The following is a 22,173-nucleotide window of genomic DNA, read 5'->3' as shown; positions in this document are numbered from 1 at the left end:
AAATTCCAAATTCCAATCCCGAGGTTTCAGGAAAAAATTGGAATTTGGAATTTCAATATTTAATATTTTAAAAATTTATCCTTCGTCTTCTTCGGTTTCTTTTTTTGAAACATCGTGCGGTAATTCTTCGTCATCATCTGTAGAATTTAGTTCGAAGAAGCTAAAAAACGAACCGCCGTAACTTTTCTGGAAGGAAAAGTTAATCATGTGGTCTAGTTTTGTATACTTTGAATGTTCGATAATCATCATGCCGTCTTCTTCCAATAAATCTCTTTCAAAAACCGTTAGCACAATTTTTTCAAAAGTTGCTTGGTCTAAGCCATAAGGCGGATCTGCAAAAATAATGTCGTAAGTTGTTTTAGAGTTTTCTAAGAATTTAAAAACATCACTTTTAGTTGCAGCAATATCAAAATCGTATTCTGATGAAACTTGTTTAATGAATTTAACGCATCCGAAATCGCCATCTACAGAAGTAATCGGTGCGCTTCCGCGTGAAGCAAATTCATAGCTGATGTTTCCAGTTCCCGAAAAAAGATCTAAAACCTTTAAACTGTCAAAACTAAAATGATTATTCAAAACATTAAACAATGCTTCTTTACTCATATCAGTCGTTGGTCTTACAGGTAGATTTTTTGGCGGAAAAATTCTGCGTCCTTTGTATTTTCCTGAAATGATTCTCATGATTGAAATAAGATATAATGTTTTTGATTTTGAGCGGTTGTAAAGCTGTTTCTTTCTTTTACTTTTGAAACATCCATAAAAGAAATATGGCGCACGTATTTGTAAGCTATAGCATAAAATGGATCGTTTTCTGAAATTGTTCCCAACAATTCTAACTTAAAACTTTCGGGATTCATGCTCATTTGCTCTGCCGTAAATAAAATATAGTAGATAAAATCTTCTGGGGTATTGTATTCGAACGAATTAAACAATAAAAGTTTTTGATTCTGCACCACGATAATTTCAAAATTACCAGGATTAAAATTTACAATCATTTTCTTGTCGTCATTGTTTCTTGAATTGTCCAGAATTTTTTCGACCAAAATCGTATTGGCGTGTTTAGAATTAAAAGAACCTACATTATCGATCAAGAAATTGTTGATGTTTACATACGGAATATAAACAGAATTCATCTGATAATTAGGGATTTGATCAAATGTAAAGTGATCTGTTTCAAACACTTTTGTAGTGTATTGCAGATAACTTCCTAAATAATTCTCATCAAATAAAGCAGTAGGAACAAAAGTCGAAAAATTGTTATTATGGATAACCATTACTTCGTCATAAGTTTCTTTTAATTCAGGATTAGTCTTGAAAGCATTGTTGAATAAATCTTCAATTCGGCTTGTTTTACTAGTGGTGTCAAACTTTATTTCTTTGAAAGAAGTAATGACATTGTTTAAAGTATCAAAACAGCAGTATGAAAATCCAGTCAGGGAAACCTGAATAGAAAGTTTTCTGTAATTTTTTGAAGTAATGTTAGTATTTTGTAATGACATAGTTGATTTACAATTCGTTACCTGTTTTAAATCAAGAAAGAATTTAAGCGACCACAAACTTACAAATTAAAAAGGAACAATTATAATTGCAATTTCAAAAAACAATTTGAATCTAAGTTTAAAACAAGGTTAAGAAAAAGTGTATTTATTTGAAAATTAATCAGTTAATGCTTTTTTCTTTTTTAATTATTGAATGGGATCTATTATTTCACGAATTTTAAAGTTTGGAATTTAAAATTCAAAGATTGGAATTTAAAATTTAAAAAGACGACCTTTGTATTTCAATATTATTTTATGACTTCTGCACAATTTTACGGTATTTTACAAAAGCGATTTCCTTTTCCTCCAACATATAAACAGGATATTTTTTTTCAGAAAATTGCCATTTTCCTAACCGAACCTCAAAACGACACCATTTTTGTTTTGAAAGGATATGCCGGTACGGGAAAAACAACCGTTATTTCTACTATTGTCAATAATCTAGGAGATATAAACAAAAAGTACGTTTTATTGGCGCCAACCGGACGTGCGGCAAAAGTAATTGCCAATTATTCGAATAATCCAGCTTTTACGATTCATAAAAAGATCTATTTTCCGAAGAAATCTTCTGGAGGCGGAGTAGCTTTTACCAAACAAGTCAACAAACATAAAAACACCATTTTTATCGTCGATGAGGCTTCGATGATTTCAGACAGTACCTTAGACAGCGGATCACTTCTAGATGATTTGATTAATTATGTGTATTCGGGACAAAACTGTAAAATGATTCTTTTGGGAGATACAGCTCAGCTTCCGCCAGTCAATTTAGATGTTAGTCCCGCTTTAGATATTGATACTTTGGGTTTTCATTACAGCAAAGAAATTGATCATATCGAATTGGACGAAGTAATGCGTCAGGAAGAAAATTCTGGAATTTTATACAATGCGACAGAATTACGCGAATTGCTCAAAGAAAGCTTCATTACCGAGTTTCGATTTAATGTAAAGAAGTTTAAAGACATTGTTCGCCTGACGGATGGTTATGACATTCAAGATGCGATAAATTCAGCATACAGCAATTATAGCATTGAAGACACTGCCTTTATTGTCCGTTCTAATAAAAGGGCAAATCAATATAATGAACAGATTAGAAGCCGAATTTTATTTAAAGAAAGCGAACTTTCGGTTGGTGATTTCTTAATGGTAGTGAAGAACAATTATTTCTGGCTAAAAGAAACCGACGAAGCTGGATTTATTGCCAACGGAGATATTATTGAAGTTTTAGAGCTTTTCGGAATTAAAGAATTATACGGATTTAAGTTTGCGAAAGTAAAAATTAGAATGGTCGATTATCCAGAACAAAAGCCTTTTGAAACGGTTTTAATTTTAGATACTTTAACAAGCGAATCACCTTCTTTAACCTACGAAGAATCGAATCGTTTGTACGAAGAAGTGATGAAAGATTATGAAGATGAACCGACTAAATATAAAAGATTCCAAAAGGTAAAGGAAAACGAATATTTCAACGGATTGCAGGTTAAGTTTTCTTATGCTATAACGTGTCACAAATCGCAAGGTGGGCAATGGAATACGGTTTTTATAGAACAGCCATTTCTGCCAAACGGAATTGATACTGATTATATTAGATGGCTTTACACCGCTATGACACGTGCTAAAAATAAGCTATATTTGATAGGATTTAAAGACGAGAGCTTTGAGGAATAGTTTTTTTGATAGCCACGAATTCACGAATTAATCCAAATACTTTGCGTATAGATTTTAAAAAATAAAATTCGTGAATTCGTGGCGGAAAATTTTACCGTTTTAAATGCGAAAAAAATGACAACACTAAACGAACTACATTCGATTTCGTCGACGTTTTCGAATACAGATAAAATGCCAGTTCTGTTTTTGGGACATGGCAGCCCAATGAATGCTATTGAAGAAAATCAGTTTGTGACTGGTTTTCGTAATCTGGCAAAAACACTGCCGCAACCCAACGCTATTTTATGCGTTTCTGCACATTGGTTTACAAAAGGAACAAAAGTGACTTCTATGGAAATGCCAAGAACCATTCATGATTTTGGAGGTTTTCCGCAAGCACTTTTTGATGTGCAATATCCAGCAAAAGGTAGTCCAGAATTGGCAGTTGAAACCAAAAAGCTTTTAGATCCCGTAATGGTCGAATTAGACGAACATTGGGGATTAGACCACGGCGCTTGGAGTGTCATTAAACATTTATACCCAAATGCCGATGTTCCCGTAATTCAATTGAGCATCGATTATACAAAATCGGGACAATACCATTTTGAATTGGCTCAAAAACTGCAGGCACTACGTTACAAAGGCGTTTTAATCATCGGAAGCGGCAATATTGTCCACAATCTAAGAATGGTCGATTTTAGAAATTTTGATAAAGACAATTACGGTTACGATTGGGCTATAGAAGCACGCGAAACGGTAAATAATTATTTATTAGATGGAAATTTCCAACCTTTAATTGATTTCGAAAAACTAAATAAAGCCGTTCAATTGGCGGTTCCAACGCCAGAACATTATCTTCCGTTATTGTATACTTTAGGTTTAAAAGATAAAACAGACGATTTAAGCTTGTTTAATGATAAGTTATTGGCAGGGTCATTAAGTATGACCTCAGTAAAACTCATGTAATATACTTTGTGTATCTCTGCGAAACCTTTGCGAATCTTTGCGGTATAACTATTACACAGAGATTCACCAAGAATTACGCAGAGATTCGCTAAGGTTATTTTTCTTTTTTCAAATTATAAGCATAAAGATAGCCATCTGCACTTCCGTAAAAAATAACATTATTGCTGATGAATGGAGATGAAACAATGGAACCTAATTTGTAAAATTCATTCATGACTTTTTGATTTTCAGCATAAATAGACAAGTCGGCTTTTTTGGCTGCAAATCCAAAATCTAGATGATTATTGTTGAGAGTGCTGGCGGCATATTTGTTTCTGTTTTCTGTTGAAATAGTAGTCGATTCTTTTCCATCAGAAAGCAAGTTTAAGTCAAAGAAATTCCCCGAAAAATCACCGAAATAGATTGTGTTTCCTGCAATTGCTGGCGAAGAATAAACATATCCGTTTCCTTTAAATCTATATTTTTCTTTCCCTGTTTTGGGATCCAATGCCAACAAAGCGTAAGTATCAGATGTTCCAACATAAAGTATATTGTTTTTGATAACAGCTGTACTCAAAATCCAAGAATTTTCGGCGTTGTATTTCCAGATTACTTTTCCTGTTTCGGTATCTAGTGCAAACAAATAAGGATCTCTTGCGCCAAAATAGACGATTCCGTCATAAATAGTGGCAGAAGCTTGAATTCCTGTAAAACCTGTTTTAACTTCTGTAGAAAATTTCCATTTCTCTTTTCCCGTTTTACAGTCCAAAGCATAAAAGACACCATCCCATCCGCCAAAATAAACGGTATTTTTTTCTAGAATCGGGGTACTGTGTATAGCCGCTTTTGTCTCGAAATTCCATTTCAAAGTTCCAGTTTTAGCATCAACAGCATATAGGTTTCCATCACTGCTTCCAAAAATTGCCAAAGCCGATTTATTGTCCAAATAAATAATGGGTGTTGAAAGATAAAAGTCCCATAAATCGGCCATAAGTAAGTCACTTGGTTTCATGCCCCACATTCCAACTTCGCTATACCAGTGCTCGCCTTTGGTTTTAAAACGCCATATTTCTTTTCCTGTTTTGGCATTTACAGCATAATAATGGCCATCAAAACTTCCAAAATAAACAATATTATTATAAAGGCTTGCAGAACTGTGAATTGCGCCATTAGTTTTAAATTTCCATTTTAGAGTGCCAGATTTTTCATTGACAGCATACAAATAACCATCTTCGCTACCGATATAAACTGTTCCGTTTTGAACGATTGGAGAAGAAAAGATTTTGCCCTCCGTTTTAAATTTCCATTTTAAATCTTGTAAAGGCTGATATCCTTTTCCTGAAAAAATGCGATTAGAAAACGGGTTTAAAATATCCGATTTGTTCTGAGAAAAAGCATTGGAAGTAAAAATTAAAAAGAAATAGAGCAGGAGAGAAGTAAAGTTTCTTTTCATAGTTTTTCTTATAAAAGTAAAAATATTTATAAGATATTAAAATACAATGCTTTGAGAAATATGTTATAAATATATTTTAGAAAGCTCTTTGTGAATAGTATATCTGTTTTTTGATTGAAATAGCCAAAGAAGGCCTCAAAGTTTTCCAATCGTTTTCCATTTAATTTGTTTATTTTTGTGTAAGTAATTGTTTGTCAGTTAATTATTTGTTGTATATCTTCTTTTTAAGTAGTTTTTTAATGCCTTTTTGTGATTAACTGGTGATAATTTAAAAAATGATAGAAGATGTTTACAAATTAGGTAAAAGTGCGGCATCAGCACTATAATCACTGATAAAATTAAGATGAATCCAAACAAAGCATTATGGGAAAAAGGCGATTTTACGCGCGTTGCAGAATCTATGAGAGAGAGTGGTGCGGAATTGGTTGCTAAAATTGGAATTAAAGAAAACAGTAACGTTTTAGATCTAGGCTGTGGCGATGGTACTACGGCAATACCTTCGGCAAAATTAGGAGCCAATGTTTTAGGTGTTGATATAGCAAGAAATTTAGTTGAAGCGGGTAATCTTCGAGCAAAAAAGGAAGGATTGGTTAATGTTGTATTTCAAGAAGGTGACGCAACCGATTTGAATGAATTGAAAAATCAATCTTATGATGTTACAATGAGCATTTTTGGAGCAATGTTTGCGCCAAAACCTTTTGATGTTGCTAAAGAAATGGTTCGTGTCACACGACCTGGAGGTAAAATTATTATGGGTAATTGGATACCAGGAGATCCAACGTTGATTGCGCAAATCTTGAAAATTAGCGCTGAATTTACACCTCCGCCTCCCGAAGGTTTTGTAAGTCCAATGCTCTGGGGTATTGAGGATAACGTAATCGAAAGATTCACAAATGCTGGTGTTCCTAAAGAAAGTATTTCTTTTGAGAGAGATACCTTTACATTTAAAGCCACATTCCCGCCTTCGGAGTGGCTAAATCGATTAAAAACTTACTATGGTCCAACGATGAATGCTTTTGAAGCTGCCGAACAAAACGGTAAAACTTCGGATTTGTATGCTAAACTTGAAGGATTAGTTAATAGCCAAAACCAAAGTAATGACAATTCTACATTAATTCCAGCAACTTATCTTCGTGTTACAGTTTCGGTTTAATTTTTTGTCTTAATATTCTTGAACATGATTTTCATCTTTTACAGAAATAGAAAACAGAGAATTTAAAAGTAATTTTTGCATATTTGCAAACACTTAAAAGCAGTGAAAATTAAATTATTAAATTTTGAGTTTTTTAAACTCAGTAAAATATAAGAATGAAAATAATAGCGGTAATTCCAGCCAGATATGCATCAACACGTTTTCCAGCAAAATTAATGCAGGATTTAGGTGGCAAAACAGTAATTCTGAGAACCTATGAAGCAGCAGTTTCGACAGCATTGTTTGATGATGTTTTTGTAGTAACCGATTCTGATTTGATTTTTGATGAAATTGTTTCGAATGGCGGAAAAGCCATTATGAGTGTCAAAGAACATGAATCAGGTAGTGATCGAATTGCTGAAGCTATTGCTGATCTTGATGTTGATATTGTGGTAAATGTACAAGGCGATGAGCCTTTTACTGAAGCAGAACCTTTAGCACAGGTTTTATCTGTTTTTAAAAATGACCCAGATAGAAAAATAGATTTGGCTTCGTTAATGCGTGAAATTAGAGACGAAGACGAAATCAATAATCCTAATAATGTGAAAGTGGTGGTTGATCAGTCGCAGTTTGCATTGTATTTTTCTCGCTCTGTAATTCCGTATCCTAGAGAGAAAAATGTTGGAGTACGATATTTTCAGCATATCGGAATTTATGCTTTTAGAAAACAGGCGTTATTGGACTTTTACAACCTTCCGATGAAATCTTTAGAAGCTTCTGAGAAGTTAGAGCAATTGCGTTATTTAGAGTTTGGAAAACGCATTAAAATGGTTGAAACCACTCATGTTGGAATCGGGATTGATACGGCTGAAGATTTGGAAAGAGCGAGAGCTATGCTAAAGGATCTTTAATTCGTCGTATAGAACGCGGATTTGACAGATTCGCTTTCGCGAAAGCGCGGATTTGAACGGATTTTTTCCAATCCAGTTTTGTCATCCTGAGGAACGAAGGATCACACTCGTAAATAGACAAAGATTGGCGATATTCTTTATGGAACTTCTAGTGTGATCCTTCGTTCCTCAGGATGACAAAATAAAAAAAAGCTCCAAATTCTTGGAGCTTTTTTAATATCTAAAACAATCTAAATTACTGGTATAAAGCAGGGAATTTAGAAGGGTTAACTTCGTGCATCATATCGTAAATTTTCTCATAAATATCTTCTGCAGAAGGTTTAGAGAAATAATCGCCATCAGTTCCGTATGCAGGTCTGTGTGCTTTTGCTGCTAAAGTCTGTGGTTTGCTATCCAAATGTTTGTAAGCATCTTGTTCTTCTAAAATCTGCTGTAAGATGAATGCTGAAGCTCCTCCAGGAACATCTTCGTCAATTACTAAAAGACGATTTGTTTTGGCAATACTTTTTACAATGTCTTTGCTAATATCAAACGGAAGTAAAGATTGGACATCGATAACTTCGCAATCAATTCCTTTTTCTGCTAATTCATTAGCCGCTTGCATAACCAATCTTAAAGTTGATCCGTAAGAAACTAAAGTAATATCAGAACCTTCTCTTAAAGTTTCTACAACTCCGATTGGTGTTTTGAATTCACCAAAATTCAAAGGCGTTTTTTCTTTTAAACGATATCCGTTTAAACATTCGATAACTAAAGCAGGCTCATCACATTCTAACAAAGTGTTATAAAAACCAGCTGCTTGCGTCATATCTCTTGGAACCAAAACGTGAATTCCACGAATCGCATTGATAATCATTCCCATTGGAGAACCAGAATGCCAGATTCCTTCCAAACGGTGTCCACGAGTTCTAATGATTAATGGCGCTTTCTGTTTTCCAACAGTTCTATATTGTAAAGTAGCTAAATCGTCACTCATGATCTGAATAGCATACAATAAATAATCTAAGTACTGAATTTCAGCAATCGGGCGTAAACCTCTCAATGCCATCCCGATTCCCTGACCAATAATAGTCGCTTCACGAATTCCGACATCGGCAACACGAAGTTCTCCATATTTTTCTTGCATTCCTTCTAGACCTTGATTTACGTCTCCAATGTTTCCAACATCTTCACCGAAAATTAAAGTTTCAGGATATTTTGCGAATATAGCATCAAAATTATCGCGAAGTATCATTCTTCCATCTAAATCTGGTTTTGCATTTTCAGCATATTTAGGAAGAACTTTTTGTACAGAATATACATTTTGCTCAGACTCTGAATGCAAATTACTGCTGAATTTTTCCTGCGTTTCGGCTAAGAATTTTGTAATCCAGTTAGATAAAAGAACCTTGCTGTTAGGAACTTCGATAAAACGCAGAATCTTTCTAGCATAAACTAATAATTCCTTTTTTAACGGCGCTTTAATTGCGGCTAATTCAGAAATTAATTTTTTGATTCTTTCTTTATGATTAATGCTTGCTTCGGCAATTTGCTCCAATAAAGCTAAAAGATTCTTTTGCTCATCAATAATTGGATTGATGAAGCTATTCCATGCTTCTTTTTTAGCTTCTAGAACTTCTTTCTTTAATTCGAAATCAAGTTCTGCCAATTCCTCTGGAGAAGCAATATTAATAGCAATCATCCAAAGACGCATTTGGCGAATACAGTCAAAATCTCTTTCCCAAGCCAGTCTTTCTGCACTTTTGTAGCGTTCATGAGAACCAGAAGTAGAGTGACCTTGAGGTTGTGTCAATTCGTTTACGTGAATTAAAACTGGAATATGTTCTTCACGAGCAATGGCTCCAGCTCTTTCATAAGTCGAAACCAATTCGGCATAATCCCAACCTTTTACTCTAAAGATTTCATAACCTTTAGAATCTTCATCGCGTTGGTATCCTTTTAAAATTTCAGAGATATTCTCTTTAGTAGTTTGGTGTTTAGCGTGAACTGAGATTCCGTATTCATCATCCCAAACACTCATTACCATCGGAACTTGTAAAACTCCCGCAGCATTTATAGTTTCAAAAAATAAACCTTCAGAAGTACTTGCATTACCAATAGTTCCCCAAGCCACTTCATTTCCGTTAACAGAAAATTTATCTTTAATGGTAATTCCGTCAACGTTTCTGTAGATTTTTGATGCTTGAGCCAAACCAAGTAATCTTGGCATCTGACCCGCAGTCGGAGATATATCTGAACTTGAATTTTTTTGTTTTGTTAAATCTTTCCAAGAGCCATCTTCGTTTAAACTGTGCGTTACAAAGTGTCCTCCCATTTGTCTTCCTGCAGACATCGGATCAAAAGCTAAATCAGTGTGACCGTATAAACCGGCAAAAAACTGTTTAGCGTCCAATTCGCCGATAGCCATCATAAAAGTTTGATCGCGATAGTATCCAGAACGGAAATCTCCGTTTTTAAAAGCTTTTGCCATTGCCAGCTGCGGAACTTCTTTTCCGTCTCCGAAAATTCCAAATTTAGCTTTTCCTGTTAATACTTCTTTTCGACCTAAAAGACTACATTCACGGCTGGTTACCGCAATTCTATAGTCATTCAATACCTCAGTTTTGAAATCTTCAAATGTCAGTGTAGTATTGTTTTTTTCTTTTATCATAATCTTGTAGGGTCATGTTGTTTATGTCGCGAAATTACTTAAAAACAATCAATAATCATAATTCTTTGAAATAAATATAATTTAATTATTTGTATTCAAATCTATAAACTAAGTACTTTATATGTGTTATTTTTATGTAAAATTTAATTTTATTGATAATTTCGCAAGTTTTTGTTTAAAATTCATTTGATTAAAACCATTTTCGGGTGAAAAGAGTAACTAATGTTTTTGGTGAGAAAGTGATGATAAATCGTATTTTTTCATTGTATTTAGGTTGTGTTATTTCCCATCCATTATTAGAATAAACAGGAAAATAGAGTTCAAAGTAGTCAGGAACAAGGTTTAAGCGCACTCCAGAATCATATGCAAAGAACTCACCTTGATGCTTGTTTTTCAAGAAACCAATATCTCCGTAAAGTTCTACCCAGTTCCATACTGCATAACTTGCATTTAAAGTTGCCATCCATTGATTGGCGTAAGAAGGTTCTAATTGTGATTTAAAACCTCCTTCAGCAATAACATATTGTTGGCTAAAAAAACCTGTACTTTCGGATCTTCCAAACAAATTGTAATCAAATAAATAATCTGTTGGACGGTCTAAACCAAAACTAAAATAGTCTGAGTTTGTTGTGTTGTACAAGAAACTTCCAGCGTATAATCTTAAATTTAACTTTTTGTTGTTTTGAAATAATCTTCTGTATTCTACTTCTCCAGAAACTTTTCCAAATCCGCTAGAAAACTGCAAATCGGTCATAAAACTAAAATGATCGATTAATTCTGTTTTTGTGTTAGAATAGCGTGCATTAAAAATAGAATAATTAGGTGACGAATTGTCCGTAATATAATCGCTTGCTTCACGGTTCACAATAACCTGTCGGAACATAAACATTTGTTTTCTATTATCTCTGAAATCTTTTTCGCGAATGCGGAACACTACCATTGGATTTAATCTCAAATAAGTAGCATCTGGGGCATAATGAAAATAATTCTGACTGAGAGAATATCGAACATTATACAAAGTGCTGTTTCGATAATATTGATTCCATGAAAAAGCTGATGAACCCGAAATTGTTCCTGCTTTTATAGAATATGCGGGATTAATGTCAAAATTAAAAGGCTTGTCTAAAATGGTTTTATTATGAAAACGAACTCCAGGCGTAAAACCATCATAATAATTATAATTTAAAGTCGGGATATATAGAATCTGATTGTAATCTGGGTCTTCTAAATCTTTAGCAAAATTAAATTTTATAGGACGATTCAGAGAAACATGTTTTAGAGATCTCCAGTTATTTCTCTGATTGTATTCTGGAACTTCGTTATCGTAATTAATGACGATTTTGTCCGCATTTTTTCGGCTGAACTCATAAACAGAATCTTTTTTGGTAGGCTCAATCCATTCTTTAAATACGACTTCTTTCTTTTTAATGCCGTAAATCGGAATAGGAGCGTAGATTCCAGTTTTATTTTTAACCGAAAATGTTATGCTGTCTGCAGTTCTCGAAACATTAGAAAATTTATAATCAATAATATCTCTCGAATCGATAATAGTTTTAAAGAACCAATCGATATTTTTTGGACTTTTTTGAGTTAAGATTTTTTCAAAATCGTATCGATTCGATTGTCCAATCTGGTTGAGGTTGTAAAACTCTTTGACACTTTTAGGAACAATGTCATGATTAAGATAATCATCTAAATAGCTCAAACTTAAACCTGCACGATATTTACTCGCAATCTGTTCGTTAAATTTTATCAGCGTATTTTTTGGATCTCCAAGTGGTTGATCTAGATTTTTGCGCGCCATCAGCATATAATAATAGCTGTATTGCTCATTAAAAGTCAGATTTGTGATATTATAACTTTTAAAGAGTTTCATTTCTGAAAGCCTTCCCAGCATTTTTTCGTCCTGATGATGTTCTTCCATGTATTTCATCATCGTATAAATTTGGATGCCGTCATAAATCCAATTGTCTTTTCTCGGATCTAAACGCAGACTATTCTTTAGATAATTATTTAGAAAAGTCTTTAAAAATTGAATCTCAAACATGAAATCGTCCTGAAACGGACTAATAAAAGAGGGCAACTGATTTAGACCATAAAACGGATTTCGGTCATAATCTGCTTGAGAAACCGTAATTTTTTCATGCGGATATTTACCAATAAATTTTTCGGCATAAGAAACCACGCGATCAATAATAATAGCCTTCTGAAAATCGTCTATTTTTTTATTTTTTAAATTCGTCAAGACCTGTAAAGAACCGTTGTCATAGCTTCTAAAACTGTTTTGTTTTTCGATGTAAAGACTTAAATCGGTTCTGTTTTGTGCTGAAAAATAATAAATAGTATAGTTCTGATTTGTTGAATCTTTCGAAACGGAATTTAGATCGGTAGTAATAGAATACTGATTGGGAATTTTAATTTCAACCTCATAATCACTCACCGCATTGGCAATGTCATCCAGATTGAAATTGTTGTACTTTATAAAAAGACCATTTTCAAAACGTGCAGGACTTAAAAACCAATTTTTTAATAACATGCCACCATTTTGATCAAACCCAAAATGAGTGAATTTATCATTCGGTATTTTTACAATATAATTAAGATGTAAATCGATTTTTTCGTTTGGAAGAAGTTTGCGAGTCAATCGAACGGTAATATAATCAGGGTCTTTGTCACTTCTTTCCCATTCCAGAGCTGAAAAATCGGTATCTGTGAGATTTATTATCGTGGTTTTCCCTCGATCTGCTGCTTTTGCCAAATGAAAACCTTTGTAAAATTCATCAGAAAAACGTCTTGCCAGAGGCGTGTTTTTGTCTGCAAAAGCATTGTTCCAATCATTCAAAACAATTGAAGTCAATGTGTCATTTGTAGTATTATGATATGTAATATCCTGTTTGATGTTTAGTGTTTTAAGCTCAAGATTTACCGCCACTTCCATCTTAGATTGATGTTGTGCAGTTAGTTTTATCGAAAATGATAAAACTAAAAAGAGGCAAATAATTTTAGAAAGTGCTTTCAAATAATGGCTTAAAAATTATAAGATGTATTTATACTATAGACATATTGAAGTTACGGATTTTTGTAAAAATAGTATAAAAAAAGCTGTTTAAAAAAACAGCTTTCAATTTTTGCGTATTTGCAGTATATTTTAACCATATAACCTATTTAAGTGTATTTAAGCGTAAAGCTTAAAACAATACTTTTAAATGAACTTATATTGCTTATATGGTTTAAAAATTAAAAATTCGGACTTAAATCGTACTTTTTGTAGAATTTATCCAATGCTTCTACAACTTCGTCTTCTGTGTCTACAATTTTAAATAAATTCAAATCTTCAGGGCTCACTGTATGCATTTTTTCAACCAAAACAGTTTTAACCCATTCGATCAAGCCAGACCAGAATTCAACTCCAACTAAAATAATCGGGAATTTTCCAATTTTCTTAGTCTGAATCAAAGTGATCGCTTCAAACATTTCGTCTAAAGTTCCAAAACCTCCTGGCATAACCACAAAACCTTGCGAATACTTTACGAACATTACTTTTCTCACAAAGAAATAGTCGAAATTCAAGTTTTTATCATGATCAATATACGGATTAAAATGCTGTTCAAACGGAAGTTCGATATTTAAACCAACTGAAGTTCCTCCGCCCAAATGCGCGCCTTTATTTCCAGCTTCCATAATTCCGGGACCACCTCCTGTAATCACACCGTAACCTGCTTTACTGATTTTATAAGCGATTTTTTCTGCCAATTGATAGTACTTATCATCTGGTTTTGTTCTTGCCGATCCAAAAATAGAAACACAAGGACCAATACGCCCCATTGCTTCGTAACCATTTACAAACTCAGACATAATTTTAAAAATTGCCCAGCTATCATTGGTTTTAATTTCATTCCACGTTCTTTGTTTCAAACGGTCTTGAATTACTTTATCTTCATCATTATCAAAATCTTCTAATCTCATTTTAGGTATTTTAATTTATTATTATGTTTTATTTAATCGGAAGAAGGAGCTTCCCGATAGCTATCGGGACTGCCTGTCCGCTATATTCCCGATAAACAAAAACTACGGCTAAAAAGCCTTGTTTTTCTAAATCGGGAGATGCCGCTCCCATCAGGGCTAGGGCATTTGGGTTCAAATAAACATTTGGTTTAATTGGAACATGTTCTCTTTAAAAAGCGTGAATTTTTCAAAAAAAGCGGACACTAAATTAACGCTTTTTTCTAGAATTGTTACAAAAAGCAGTAATTATAATCCAAAAGTAATGTTACGATAATAATCAAATTCGGTTTTTTGATTCATTATCAGGTGTATAGTGTGTATGTAAGCAGGAAGTTTTTTGGACTTAAATCTTTGTCAAAATTTTAAACTTTGACAAAGATCATTCTTACTCTAGCTCTTTTTTCAAAAACTTAGCCGTATAACTCTTTTTATTCTGAGCCACTTCTTCTGGAGTTCCTTTGGCAACCAATTGTCCGCCGCCTTTTCCACCTTCTGGACCAATATCAATAATATAGTCAGCAAGTTTTATAACATCCATATTATGCTCGATAACAAGAATGGTATTTCCTTTATCAACCAATTTATTGATTACTTCGATCAAAACTCGAATGTCTTCAAAGTGTAAACCTGTGGTTGGTTCATCAAGAATATAAAATGTATTTCCTGTATCTTTTTTAGACAATTCACCCGCCAGTTTTATACGTTGCGCTTCACCACCCGAAAGCGTTGTACTTTGCTGTCCAAGCGTAATGTAACCTAAACCAACATCTTGAATGGTTTTGATTTTTCTATAAATCTTCGGAATGTTTTCAAAAAACGGAACAGCTTCATCAACCGTCATATCCAAAACATCAGAAATAGATTTTCCTTTATATCTAATTTCTAAAGTTTCTCTGTTGAAACGTTTTCCTTGACACGTTTCACATTCTACGTAAACGTCTGGTAAAAAGTTCATTTCGATTGTTCTTACACCAGAACCTTCGCAAGTTTCACAGCGTCCTCCTTTTACGTTAAAACTGAAACGACCTGCTTTATAACCGCGAATCATACTTTCAGAAGTCATGGTAAATAGATTTCTAATTTCTGTAAAAACTTCGGTATAAGTTGCAGGATTCGAACGTGGTGTTCTTCCAATCGGACTTTGGTCAATATCAATTACTTTGTCGATATGTTCTAAACCTTCAATCTTTTTGTAAGGTTGCGGTTTTTTTACGCCATTAAAATAATACGCATTTAAAATCGGATATAGTGTTTCATTAATCAAAGTAGATTTTCCACTACCAGAAACTCCCGTAACGCAGGTTAATTGCCCTAGCGGAATTTCAATCGAAACATTTTTTAGATTGTTTCCTGTTGCTCCAGTCAGTTTCAAGAATTTACCGTTTCCTTTTCTTCTTTTCTTCGGAATATCAAATTTCATTTTACCATTCAAATATTGAGCGGTAATAGTGTCTGAAGCTAAAGTTTCTTTCGGAGTTCCGATACTGATGATTTCTCCGCCATATTTCCCAGCTTTTGGACCAATATCAATTACATAATCGGCTGTTTCGATCATGTCTTTATCGTGTTCAACTACAATAACAGAGTTTCCGATATCGCGTAATTGTTCCAAAGAATGAATCAGTTTTTCATTATCTCTTTGGTGTAAACCAATACTAGGTTCGTCCAAAATATATAAAACTCCAACCAATTGTGAACCAATTTGAGTTGCCAGACGAATACGTTGCGCTTCACCACCAGAAAGGGATTTTGAACTTCGACTTAAAGCTAAATAATTCAAACCAACATTCATCAGGAAGTTCAAACGATCTTTAATTTCTTTTACCACTTCAGAAGCAATTAAAAGCTGTTTGTCTGTCAAATGGCTATTTAAATCTTGAAACCAAGCTGTCAAATCCGAAATATCCATATCACACAACTCGGTGATATTTTTTTCATTTACTCTAAAAAATAAAGCTTCTTTTTTAAGACGTGAGCCATCGCAAACAGGACAGTTAATTTCGTCCATAAAATCTTTTGCCCAGCGTTTTATGCTGGTTGTGGCACTTTCGTCATATTGATTTTTAATGAAATTAGAAATTCCCTCAAAATCGATTTTATATTCTCTTGTAACGCCAAGATCTTTAGAATTGATAGAAAATTTATCTTTTCCGCCACACAAAATCATTTGCATTGCTTCTTCGGGAATTTTTTCAATTGCATCGGTTATTTTAAATCCGAATTTTTCTCCAATGGTTTCCAATTGCTTGAAAATCCATGAAGATTTATATTCGCCAAGAGGCGCAAAACCACCAGCTTTTATAGATAATTTCGGATTCGGAATAATCTTTTTAACATTGATTTCGTGTACTGTTCCCAATCCATTGCAATGTGGGCAAGCTCCTTTTGGAGAGTTGAAAGAGAATAAATTCGGTTCTGGATTTTGGTACGATATTCCTGTTGAAGGACACATTAAATTTCTACTGAAATAACGCACTTCATTAGAATCCTGATCTAAAATCATCAAGACATCTTCACCGTGATGCATCGCAGTATTGATGCTTTCAGATAATCTTTTTTGGGTATCAGGATTATCTTCAATTACCATTCTGTCTACAACAATCTCAATATCGTGTGTTTTATAACGATCCAATTTCATTCCCGCAACTAAATCTTGAACTTCGCCATTTACACGAACTTTCAAGAATCCTTGTTTGGTAATTTGTTGGAATAATTCGGCATAATGACCTTTTCTGGCTTTAATTACCGGCGCTAGAATATTGATTCGTTTTCCGTTATAATCCTGAATAATCAGATCTTTAATTTGTTCATCAGAATACGAAACCATTTTTTCGCCTGTGTTATAACTGTAGGCATCTGCGCCACGCGCGTATAAAAGTCTTAGGAAATCATAAATTTCAGTAATAGTCCCAACTGTAGAACGAGGACTTTTACTGGTTGTTTTTTGTTCAATTGCGATTACTGGAGAAAGTCCGTCAATTTTATCAACATCAGGACGTTCCAATCCGCCAAGGAATTGTCTCGCGTAGGCAGAAAACGTTTCAACATAGCGACGCTGCCCCTCAGCATAAATCGTATCAAAAGCCAAAGAAGATTTTCCCGAACCTGATAAACCGGTAATTACAACCAGTTTTTCACGCGGAATAGATATATCGATATTTTTTAGATTATGAACTCTTGCACCAAGAACTTCAATAGTATTGTCTTTATCTAGCATAATTTTGAGCAAAAACGCAAAGTTACCACTTTGATTTGTTCTTTTAGTGCTCGATAGCAAAACTTTATGTTACAATTAGTAACAAAAAACACTAGTTTAAACTAGCGTTTTCTTTTTCGGGTTGCCATGTAGTTTTCTATAGCTTCTTTTGTGGTGTACCAATTTCGACCTTCTTTGTAAGCGTCGATTTTTCCTGTTCGAGCCAATAAACTGACATATTCTTGGCCGTAAGGCGTGTCAGGTTCACTAACGATGTTCTGAATCGATTGATAATCATAAGGACTTCCTGGCATTGCGCCTAGATAAATATTAAGTGTTCTTTCTAGCGCTTGGCACATTAAAAGAGTTAGTTTCTGATAATTGCCATTATTAGCTTGATTGAGTGCTTCGTAATATTTTTTTCTGTCATTTTTTAGAATAATCGCTGGCGGAAAACCACATCGCATCAATAGTAAATTCATGCTTAATCGAACCGTGCGCCCATTTCCATCAAAAAAAGGATGAATCCAGACTAATTTGTGATGATAAATTGTTGCGAGTTCAATATCGTTTAACCCTAACGGATTTGTATTGATAAATTCGATTAATTCATCTAAATAATCGGATACTTTATTAGCATTTGGAGGCATAAAACTAGCTCCTGAAATTCGAACTCCTCCATTGCGAATTCTTCCTGCAAAATCTTCTTCGATAGAGCGCATTACCAAACCATGAATAGACAGAATATCGATACTTCTTAGTTTATAATTCTCATCAACAATAGTGTAGAGGTAATCAATAGCTTTGTCATGATTATGTGTTTCAAAATGCTCACGAAGTGATTTTCCTTTAATGGTAATTCCTTCTTGAATAACCATTTGGGTTTCTCTTAAACTAAGTGTATTTCCTTCAATACTGTTTGAGTTGTAAGTCCATTCTAGAGAAAGACTTTCTCGTATTTTATTCAAGGCAATATTAGGCAATGGTCTGCTGTTTTGCAGTTCTTGCCTTTTTTGGTACAATCGATCAAAGGTTGATTGAAATTCTTCTCCGTATGTTAGGTCAATATTAAACATAATCCTACAAAGATACTTCTTAATATCGGATAAATAAAATTTTTAACGTATCCGATATTAAGGCTATTCAATAGTCATGGAACGAAGTTTTGTTCTGTAAGCTTCGAGTGCTATCGATTTGGAAATGAATCCGTGGTATTTTCCGTCTCGTAAAACAGGAAGAAAGGCAGATTTTGAAGTTTCAAATTTACGCATTACAATTTCCATGCTGTCAAGTGTAGAAATTGTAGTCGCTGGAACTTTCATTACATCTCTAATAAAAGTATACTTTACGCGATATGTATTAAAAATAATCTCTCGAATATCATTAAAATGAACTACTCCGACCAAATCTTTTTCATTGTTTACAACTGCAAAAACAACTTGGTTGGAATGCGAAATAAGATCAACCAGTTTAGTCAAATTTTCATCTGGATGGACGGTCAAATAATCACACTGAATAATCGAATCGATATCTAAAGTTGATAAAATATTTGAATCTTTATTGCTTGTAAAAGCGTGGCCTTTTTTGGCTAATCCTTTTACGTCAAGCGAATACTTTTCGAAACGTTTAGAAATAGCAAAACTGATGGAAGAAACAATCATTAGCGGAATCATTAATCCGTAACCTCCTGTGATTTCTGCAATTAAGAAGATGGCAGTCAGAGGAGCATGAAATAAACCACTTAGAATTCCAGCCATTCCGACCATTGTAAAATTACTGATAGGAAGTTTAGATAAGCCGATAAGTGTAACCAATTTAGAAAAGAAATATCCCAAATAAGATCCTAAGAATAGAGAAGGAGCAAAGTTTCCTCCATTTCCGCCGCTTCCAAGAGTTAAGCCTGAAGCAAATACTTTAACCATCATAGTGGCGCCAATAAATAAAAGCAAAACCCATTGGTTGTTTCTAAAATCGGCAAATAAAGTATTGTCTAGCAATTGTCCCGGATCAGTATTAGACAGGGTTTTGATGCTCTCATATCCTTCACCAAAAAGTGTTGGAAAAATAAAAATCAACAGTGCCAGTAACGATGACCCAATCAACGCTTTTTTATATGGATTGATTTGCTGTTTGGCAAAATAATGTTCTACTCTTTGGAAATTTCTTGAGTAGTAAATAGCAGCTAACCCAGTGAGCACACCTAAAATAACATAAAAGGGGATGTTATGATAATCAAATGTTTCCTGCTTTTTGAAACTTAAAAGTATGCTTTCGTCTAGCACAATTGCAGAAACCAAAGCACCTGTTGCAGCCGAAATCATAATTGGGGTAAAAGCAGAAATACTGACATCTACCAATAAAACTTCGATTGCAAAAAGAACGCCGGCAATTGGAGCGTTAAATGCTGCTGCGATTCCAGCTGCGACTCCGCATCCAATTAATAAAGTTCGATCTTTATATTGCATCTTATAATTCTGGGCATAATTTGAACCAAATGCTGCTCCAGTAATTACGATGGGACTCTCTAAACCTGCCGAACCTCCTAAACCAACCGTTAACGAACTGGTCACAATCTGCGCGTACATTTGTTTTTTTGGGATAATGCTGGCTTTTTTGGCAACAGCATAAAGTATCTGAGAAGTTCCTTTTTGTATACTTCCGTTAAGAACTTTATTTACAACAAAAACGGTTAATGTAATACCAATAATAGGCAAAATACTGTTAATGAAACTCAGTTTTAGAATTCCATTGATGTATGTGGCAAAAGAGAAGACGCTGTGTGCGAATGTTTTAAGGACAATCACGGCAAAAGCACATGATATTCCAGTTAAAACGCTAGATAAAAAAAGGAACTGTTTTGGAGTCATTAAAGATTGAGCCAAAGCAATTATACTTTCAAGTCGTCTGAAATATTTTTTTATCATTATGTTTTAAAAATTATCTGTCTTACAAAATTAGATTATAATGTTAGATTAAAAAAATAAAAACTTAGGACTATTAAAAACCAACTGCTTTATCATCGCCTCTAAAATCGGCTCCTCCTTCTAATGTTTTGTCTGGCAATACTAAAATAGCATCTACTTTTCCGATAATTGGAGTTGGTTTTTCGTTGATAATGTAGTTCTTAGCTTTTAGTTTGTCAATAGTTTTAGTTTCAAAAGTGTTAGGTTCGAAAGTAATCAGATCTGGCAGCCACTGATGATGAAAACGCGGAGCATTTACAGCTTCCTGCATGCTTAAATTGTACTCATAAACATTTAGAATCGTCTGTAAAACAGAAGTAATAATCGTTGAACCTCCTGGAGTACCTACTACCATAAAAAGTTTTCCGTCTTTTTCTACAATGGTTGGCGTCATTGAGCTTAGCATTCGTTTTTGCGGCGCGATGCTGTTGGCTTCATTCCCAACCAAACCGAACATATTTGGAGAACCTGGTTTAGCGCTAAAATCATCCATTTCGTTATTTAAAAAGAAACCAAGTTCGTCACAATAATATTTAGAGCCATAGCCATCATTCAGTGTTGTTGTGGCTGCAATAGCATTGCCGAATTGGTCTACAATCGAATAATGAGTGGTTTCTGTGCTTTCAGCATAATTTACTTTTCCTTCTTTTATTTCGCTAGATAAAGTTGCTTTTTCCGGATTAAAACTTGCCATTCTTTCACGAAGGTAATTTTCGTCTAATAATTGCTTCATCGGAATTTTGACAAAATCTGGATCGCCTAAAAAGTAGCTTCTATCGGCATAAGCTCTTCTTTCCGCTTCAACAATTACCTGAATGGCATCTGCAGAATTATGTCCCATTTTGGCTAAATCATAAGGTTCTAGCATTTTTAAGATTTGAGCCAGACAGATTCCGCCACTGCTTGGGGGAGCCATCGAAGTAATTTTTAAACCTTTATAAGTAAACTGTAATGGTGTTCTCCATTTAGCTTCATACTTCGCTAAATCCTGCATTGTGATAATGCCACCTTTTTCCTTAAGATAATTGACTAATATTTTTGCCGTTTCACCTTTATAAAATTCGTTTCTTCCTTTTTTCTGAATTCTTTTTAAAGTTTTGGCCAATGCTGGATATTTGATGGTGTCGTTTTCTTTGAAGCTGCAAGATAAGAGCGAGTTTTCTCCATTTATTTTTACAATGCTCTCGTGATAATCTTTTAAGCTTTTCTCTTGTTTTTTAGTCACTACAACCCCTCTTTCTGCTAAAGCAATTACAGGCTCAAGGATTTTAGAAATAGGCATTGTGCCATATTTTTTATGAACAGCAAAAACGCCTGCAATTGTTCCAGGCACGCCAATCGCAAGTGCTGTCTGAGTGCTTTTTCCTTTTATTACATTTCCTTCACTATCCAAAAACATATCTTTGGTGGCTGCTAGTGGAGCTTTTTCGCGATAATCCAAAGAACCGACTTCGCCATTTGCTTTTCTATACACCATAAATCCGCCGCCGCCGATGTTTCCTGCAAACGGAAAAGCAACCGCAAGAGCTAACTCTGTTCCGACCATGGCGTCAAAAGCGTTTCCTCCATTTTTCATAATATCAGAACCAATTTTTGAGGCTTCTTCGCGGGCGGAAACTACCATTGCTTTTGTAACAACTAGTCCAGTTGGGTGTGGAGCTGTCTGTTGTGCATTGCTGCTACTTATATATAAGAGGGCGATTAAAATCGTAATTTTTTTCATGTGTAATAAAATT

14 protein-coding genes are annotated in these 22,173 nt (G+C 34.2%); 4 read left to right on the top strand and 10 right to left on the bottom strand.

Annotation, left to right across the window (positions count from 1 at the left end; translation table 11 throughout):
- Positions 1-75: 75 nt before the first annotated feature.
- Both DM397_RS09035 and DM397_RS09030 read right to left on the bottom strand, forming a co-directional pair.
- Entirely contained in the window at positions 76-681 is a 606-nt protein-coding gene (locus DM397_RS09035; RefSeq protein WP_111377221.1) for an RsmD family RNA methyltransferase, read from the bottom strand.
- Positions 678-1,499, bottom strand: coding sequence for a DUF3822 family protein (locus tag DM397_RS09030; protein WP_111377220.1), 822 nt, complete (start codon positions 1,497-1,499; stop codon positions 678-680). Before DM397_RS09030 ends, DM397_RS09035 begins: the two co-directional genes overlap by 4 nt.
- 294 nt (positions 1,500-1,793) lie before the next feature.
- Here DM397_RS09030 and DM397_RS09025 point away from each other — a divergent pair, with 294 nt between their 5' ends.
- Positions 1,794-3,203: an ATP-dependent DNA helicase gene (locus DM397_RS09025; RefSeq protein WP_111377219.1), complete on the top strand. Its 1,410-nt coding sequence runs from the start codon at positions 1,794-1,796 to the stop codon at positions 3,201-3,203.
- A gap of 114 nt (positions 3,204-3,317) precedes the next feature.
- Positions 3,318-4,148: a 4,5-DOPA-extradiol-dioxygenase gene (ygiD, locus tag DM397_RS09020; RefSeq protein ID WP_111377250.1), complete on the top strand. Its 831-nt coding sequence runs from the start codon at positions 3,318-3,320 to the stop codon at positions 4,146-4,148.
- Between the two features lie 94 nt (positions 4,149-4,242).
- Here the strand turns inward: ygiD and DM397_RS09015 are convergent, their stop codons facing one another.
- A complete protein-coding gene (locus DM397_RS09015) occupies positions 4,243-5,580 on the bottom strand; it encodes an outer membrane protein assembly factor BamB family protein (RefSeq protein WP_111377218.1) in 1,338 nt (445 codons plus the stop codon).
- A gap of 343 nt (positions 5,581-5,923) precedes the next feature.
- On the opposite strand from DM397_RS09015, the gene DM397_RS09010 reads away from it, so the two are divergent.
- Positions 5,924-6,733: a class I SAM-dependent methyltransferase gene (locus DM397_RS09010; RefSeq protein ID WP_111377217.1), complete on the top strand. Its 810-nt coding sequence runs from the start codon at positions 5,924-5,926 to the stop codon at positions 6,731-6,733.
- Positions 6,734-6,888: 155 nt separating this feature from the next.
- Positions 6,889-7,623, top strand: a complete 735-nt coding sequence (kdsB, locus tag DM397_RS09005; RefSeq protein ID WP_111377216.1) for a 3-deoxy-manno-octulosonate cytidylyltransferase — start codon at positions 6,889-6,891, stop codon at positions 7,621-7,623.
- Between the two features lie 235 nt (positions 7,624-7,858).
- Here kdsB and DM397_RS09000 read toward each other — a convergent pair whose 3' ends face one another.
- The 7 genes from DM397_RS09000 to ggt form a co-directional block, all read right to left on the bottom strand.
- Entirely contained in the window at positions 7,859-10,273 is a 2,415-nt protein-coding gene (locus tag DM397_RS09000) for an alpha-ketoacid dehydrogenase subunit alpha/beta (protein ID WP_111377215.1), read from the bottom strand.
- A gap of 190 nt (positions 10,274-10,463) precedes the next feature.
- Complete coding sequence (locus tag DM397_RS08995) at positions 10,464-13,211, bottom strand: gluzincin family metallopeptidase (protein WP_111377214.1); 2,748 nt, start codon at positions 13,209-13,211, stop codon at positions 10,464-10,466.
- A 299-nt stretch (positions 13,212-13,510) separates the two neighbouring features.
- Positions 13,511-14,239, bottom strand: coding sequence for an LOG family protein (locus tag DM397_RS08990; RefSeq protein WP_111377213.1), 729 nt, complete (start codon positions 14,237-14,239; stop codon positions 13,511-13,513).
- A 424-nt stretch (positions 14,240-14,663) separates the two neighbouring features.
- Complete coding sequence (gene uvrA, locus DM397_RS08985; RefSeq protein ID WP_111377212.1) at positions 14,664-17,495, bottom strand: excinuclease ABC subunit UvrA; 2,832 nt, start codon at positions 17,493-17,495, stop codon at positions 14,664-14,666.
- Positions 17,496-17,596: 101 nt separating this feature from the next.
- Positions 17,597-18,550: a Fic family protein gene (locus DM397_RS08980; RefSeq protein ID WP_111377211.1), complete on the bottom strand. Its 954-nt coding sequence runs from the start codon at positions 18,548-18,550 to the stop codon at positions 17,597-17,599.
- A gap of 63 nt (positions 18,551-18,613) precedes the next feature.
- The gene (locus DM397_RS08975; protein ID WP_111377210.1) at positions 18,614-20,398 is read right to left on the bottom strand and encodes a chloride channel protein; all 1,785 of its coding nucleotides are present in this window, start codon (positions 20,396-20,398) and stop codon (positions 18,614-18,616) included.
- A gap of 73 nt (positions 20,399-20,471) precedes the next feature.
- On the bottom strand, positions 20,472-22,160 hold the full coding sequence (ggt, locus tag DM397_RS08970; protein WP_111377209.1) for a gamma-glutamyltransferase: 1,689 nt from the start codon (positions 22,158-22,160) through the stop codon (positions 20,472-20,474).
- Positions 22,161-22,173: the final 13 nt, after the last annotated feature.

Source organism: Flavobacterium nitrogenifigens, assembly GCF_003254565.1.
In the GTDB taxonomy this organism is placed as follows: domain Bacteria; phylum Bacteroidota; class Bacteroidia; order Flavobacteriales; family Flavobacteriaceae; genus Flavobacterium; species Flavobacterium nitrogenifigens.
The sequence above is the reverse complement of the archived record's forward strand: the minus strand, read 5'-3'. Positions and strand labels throughout refer to the sequence as shown.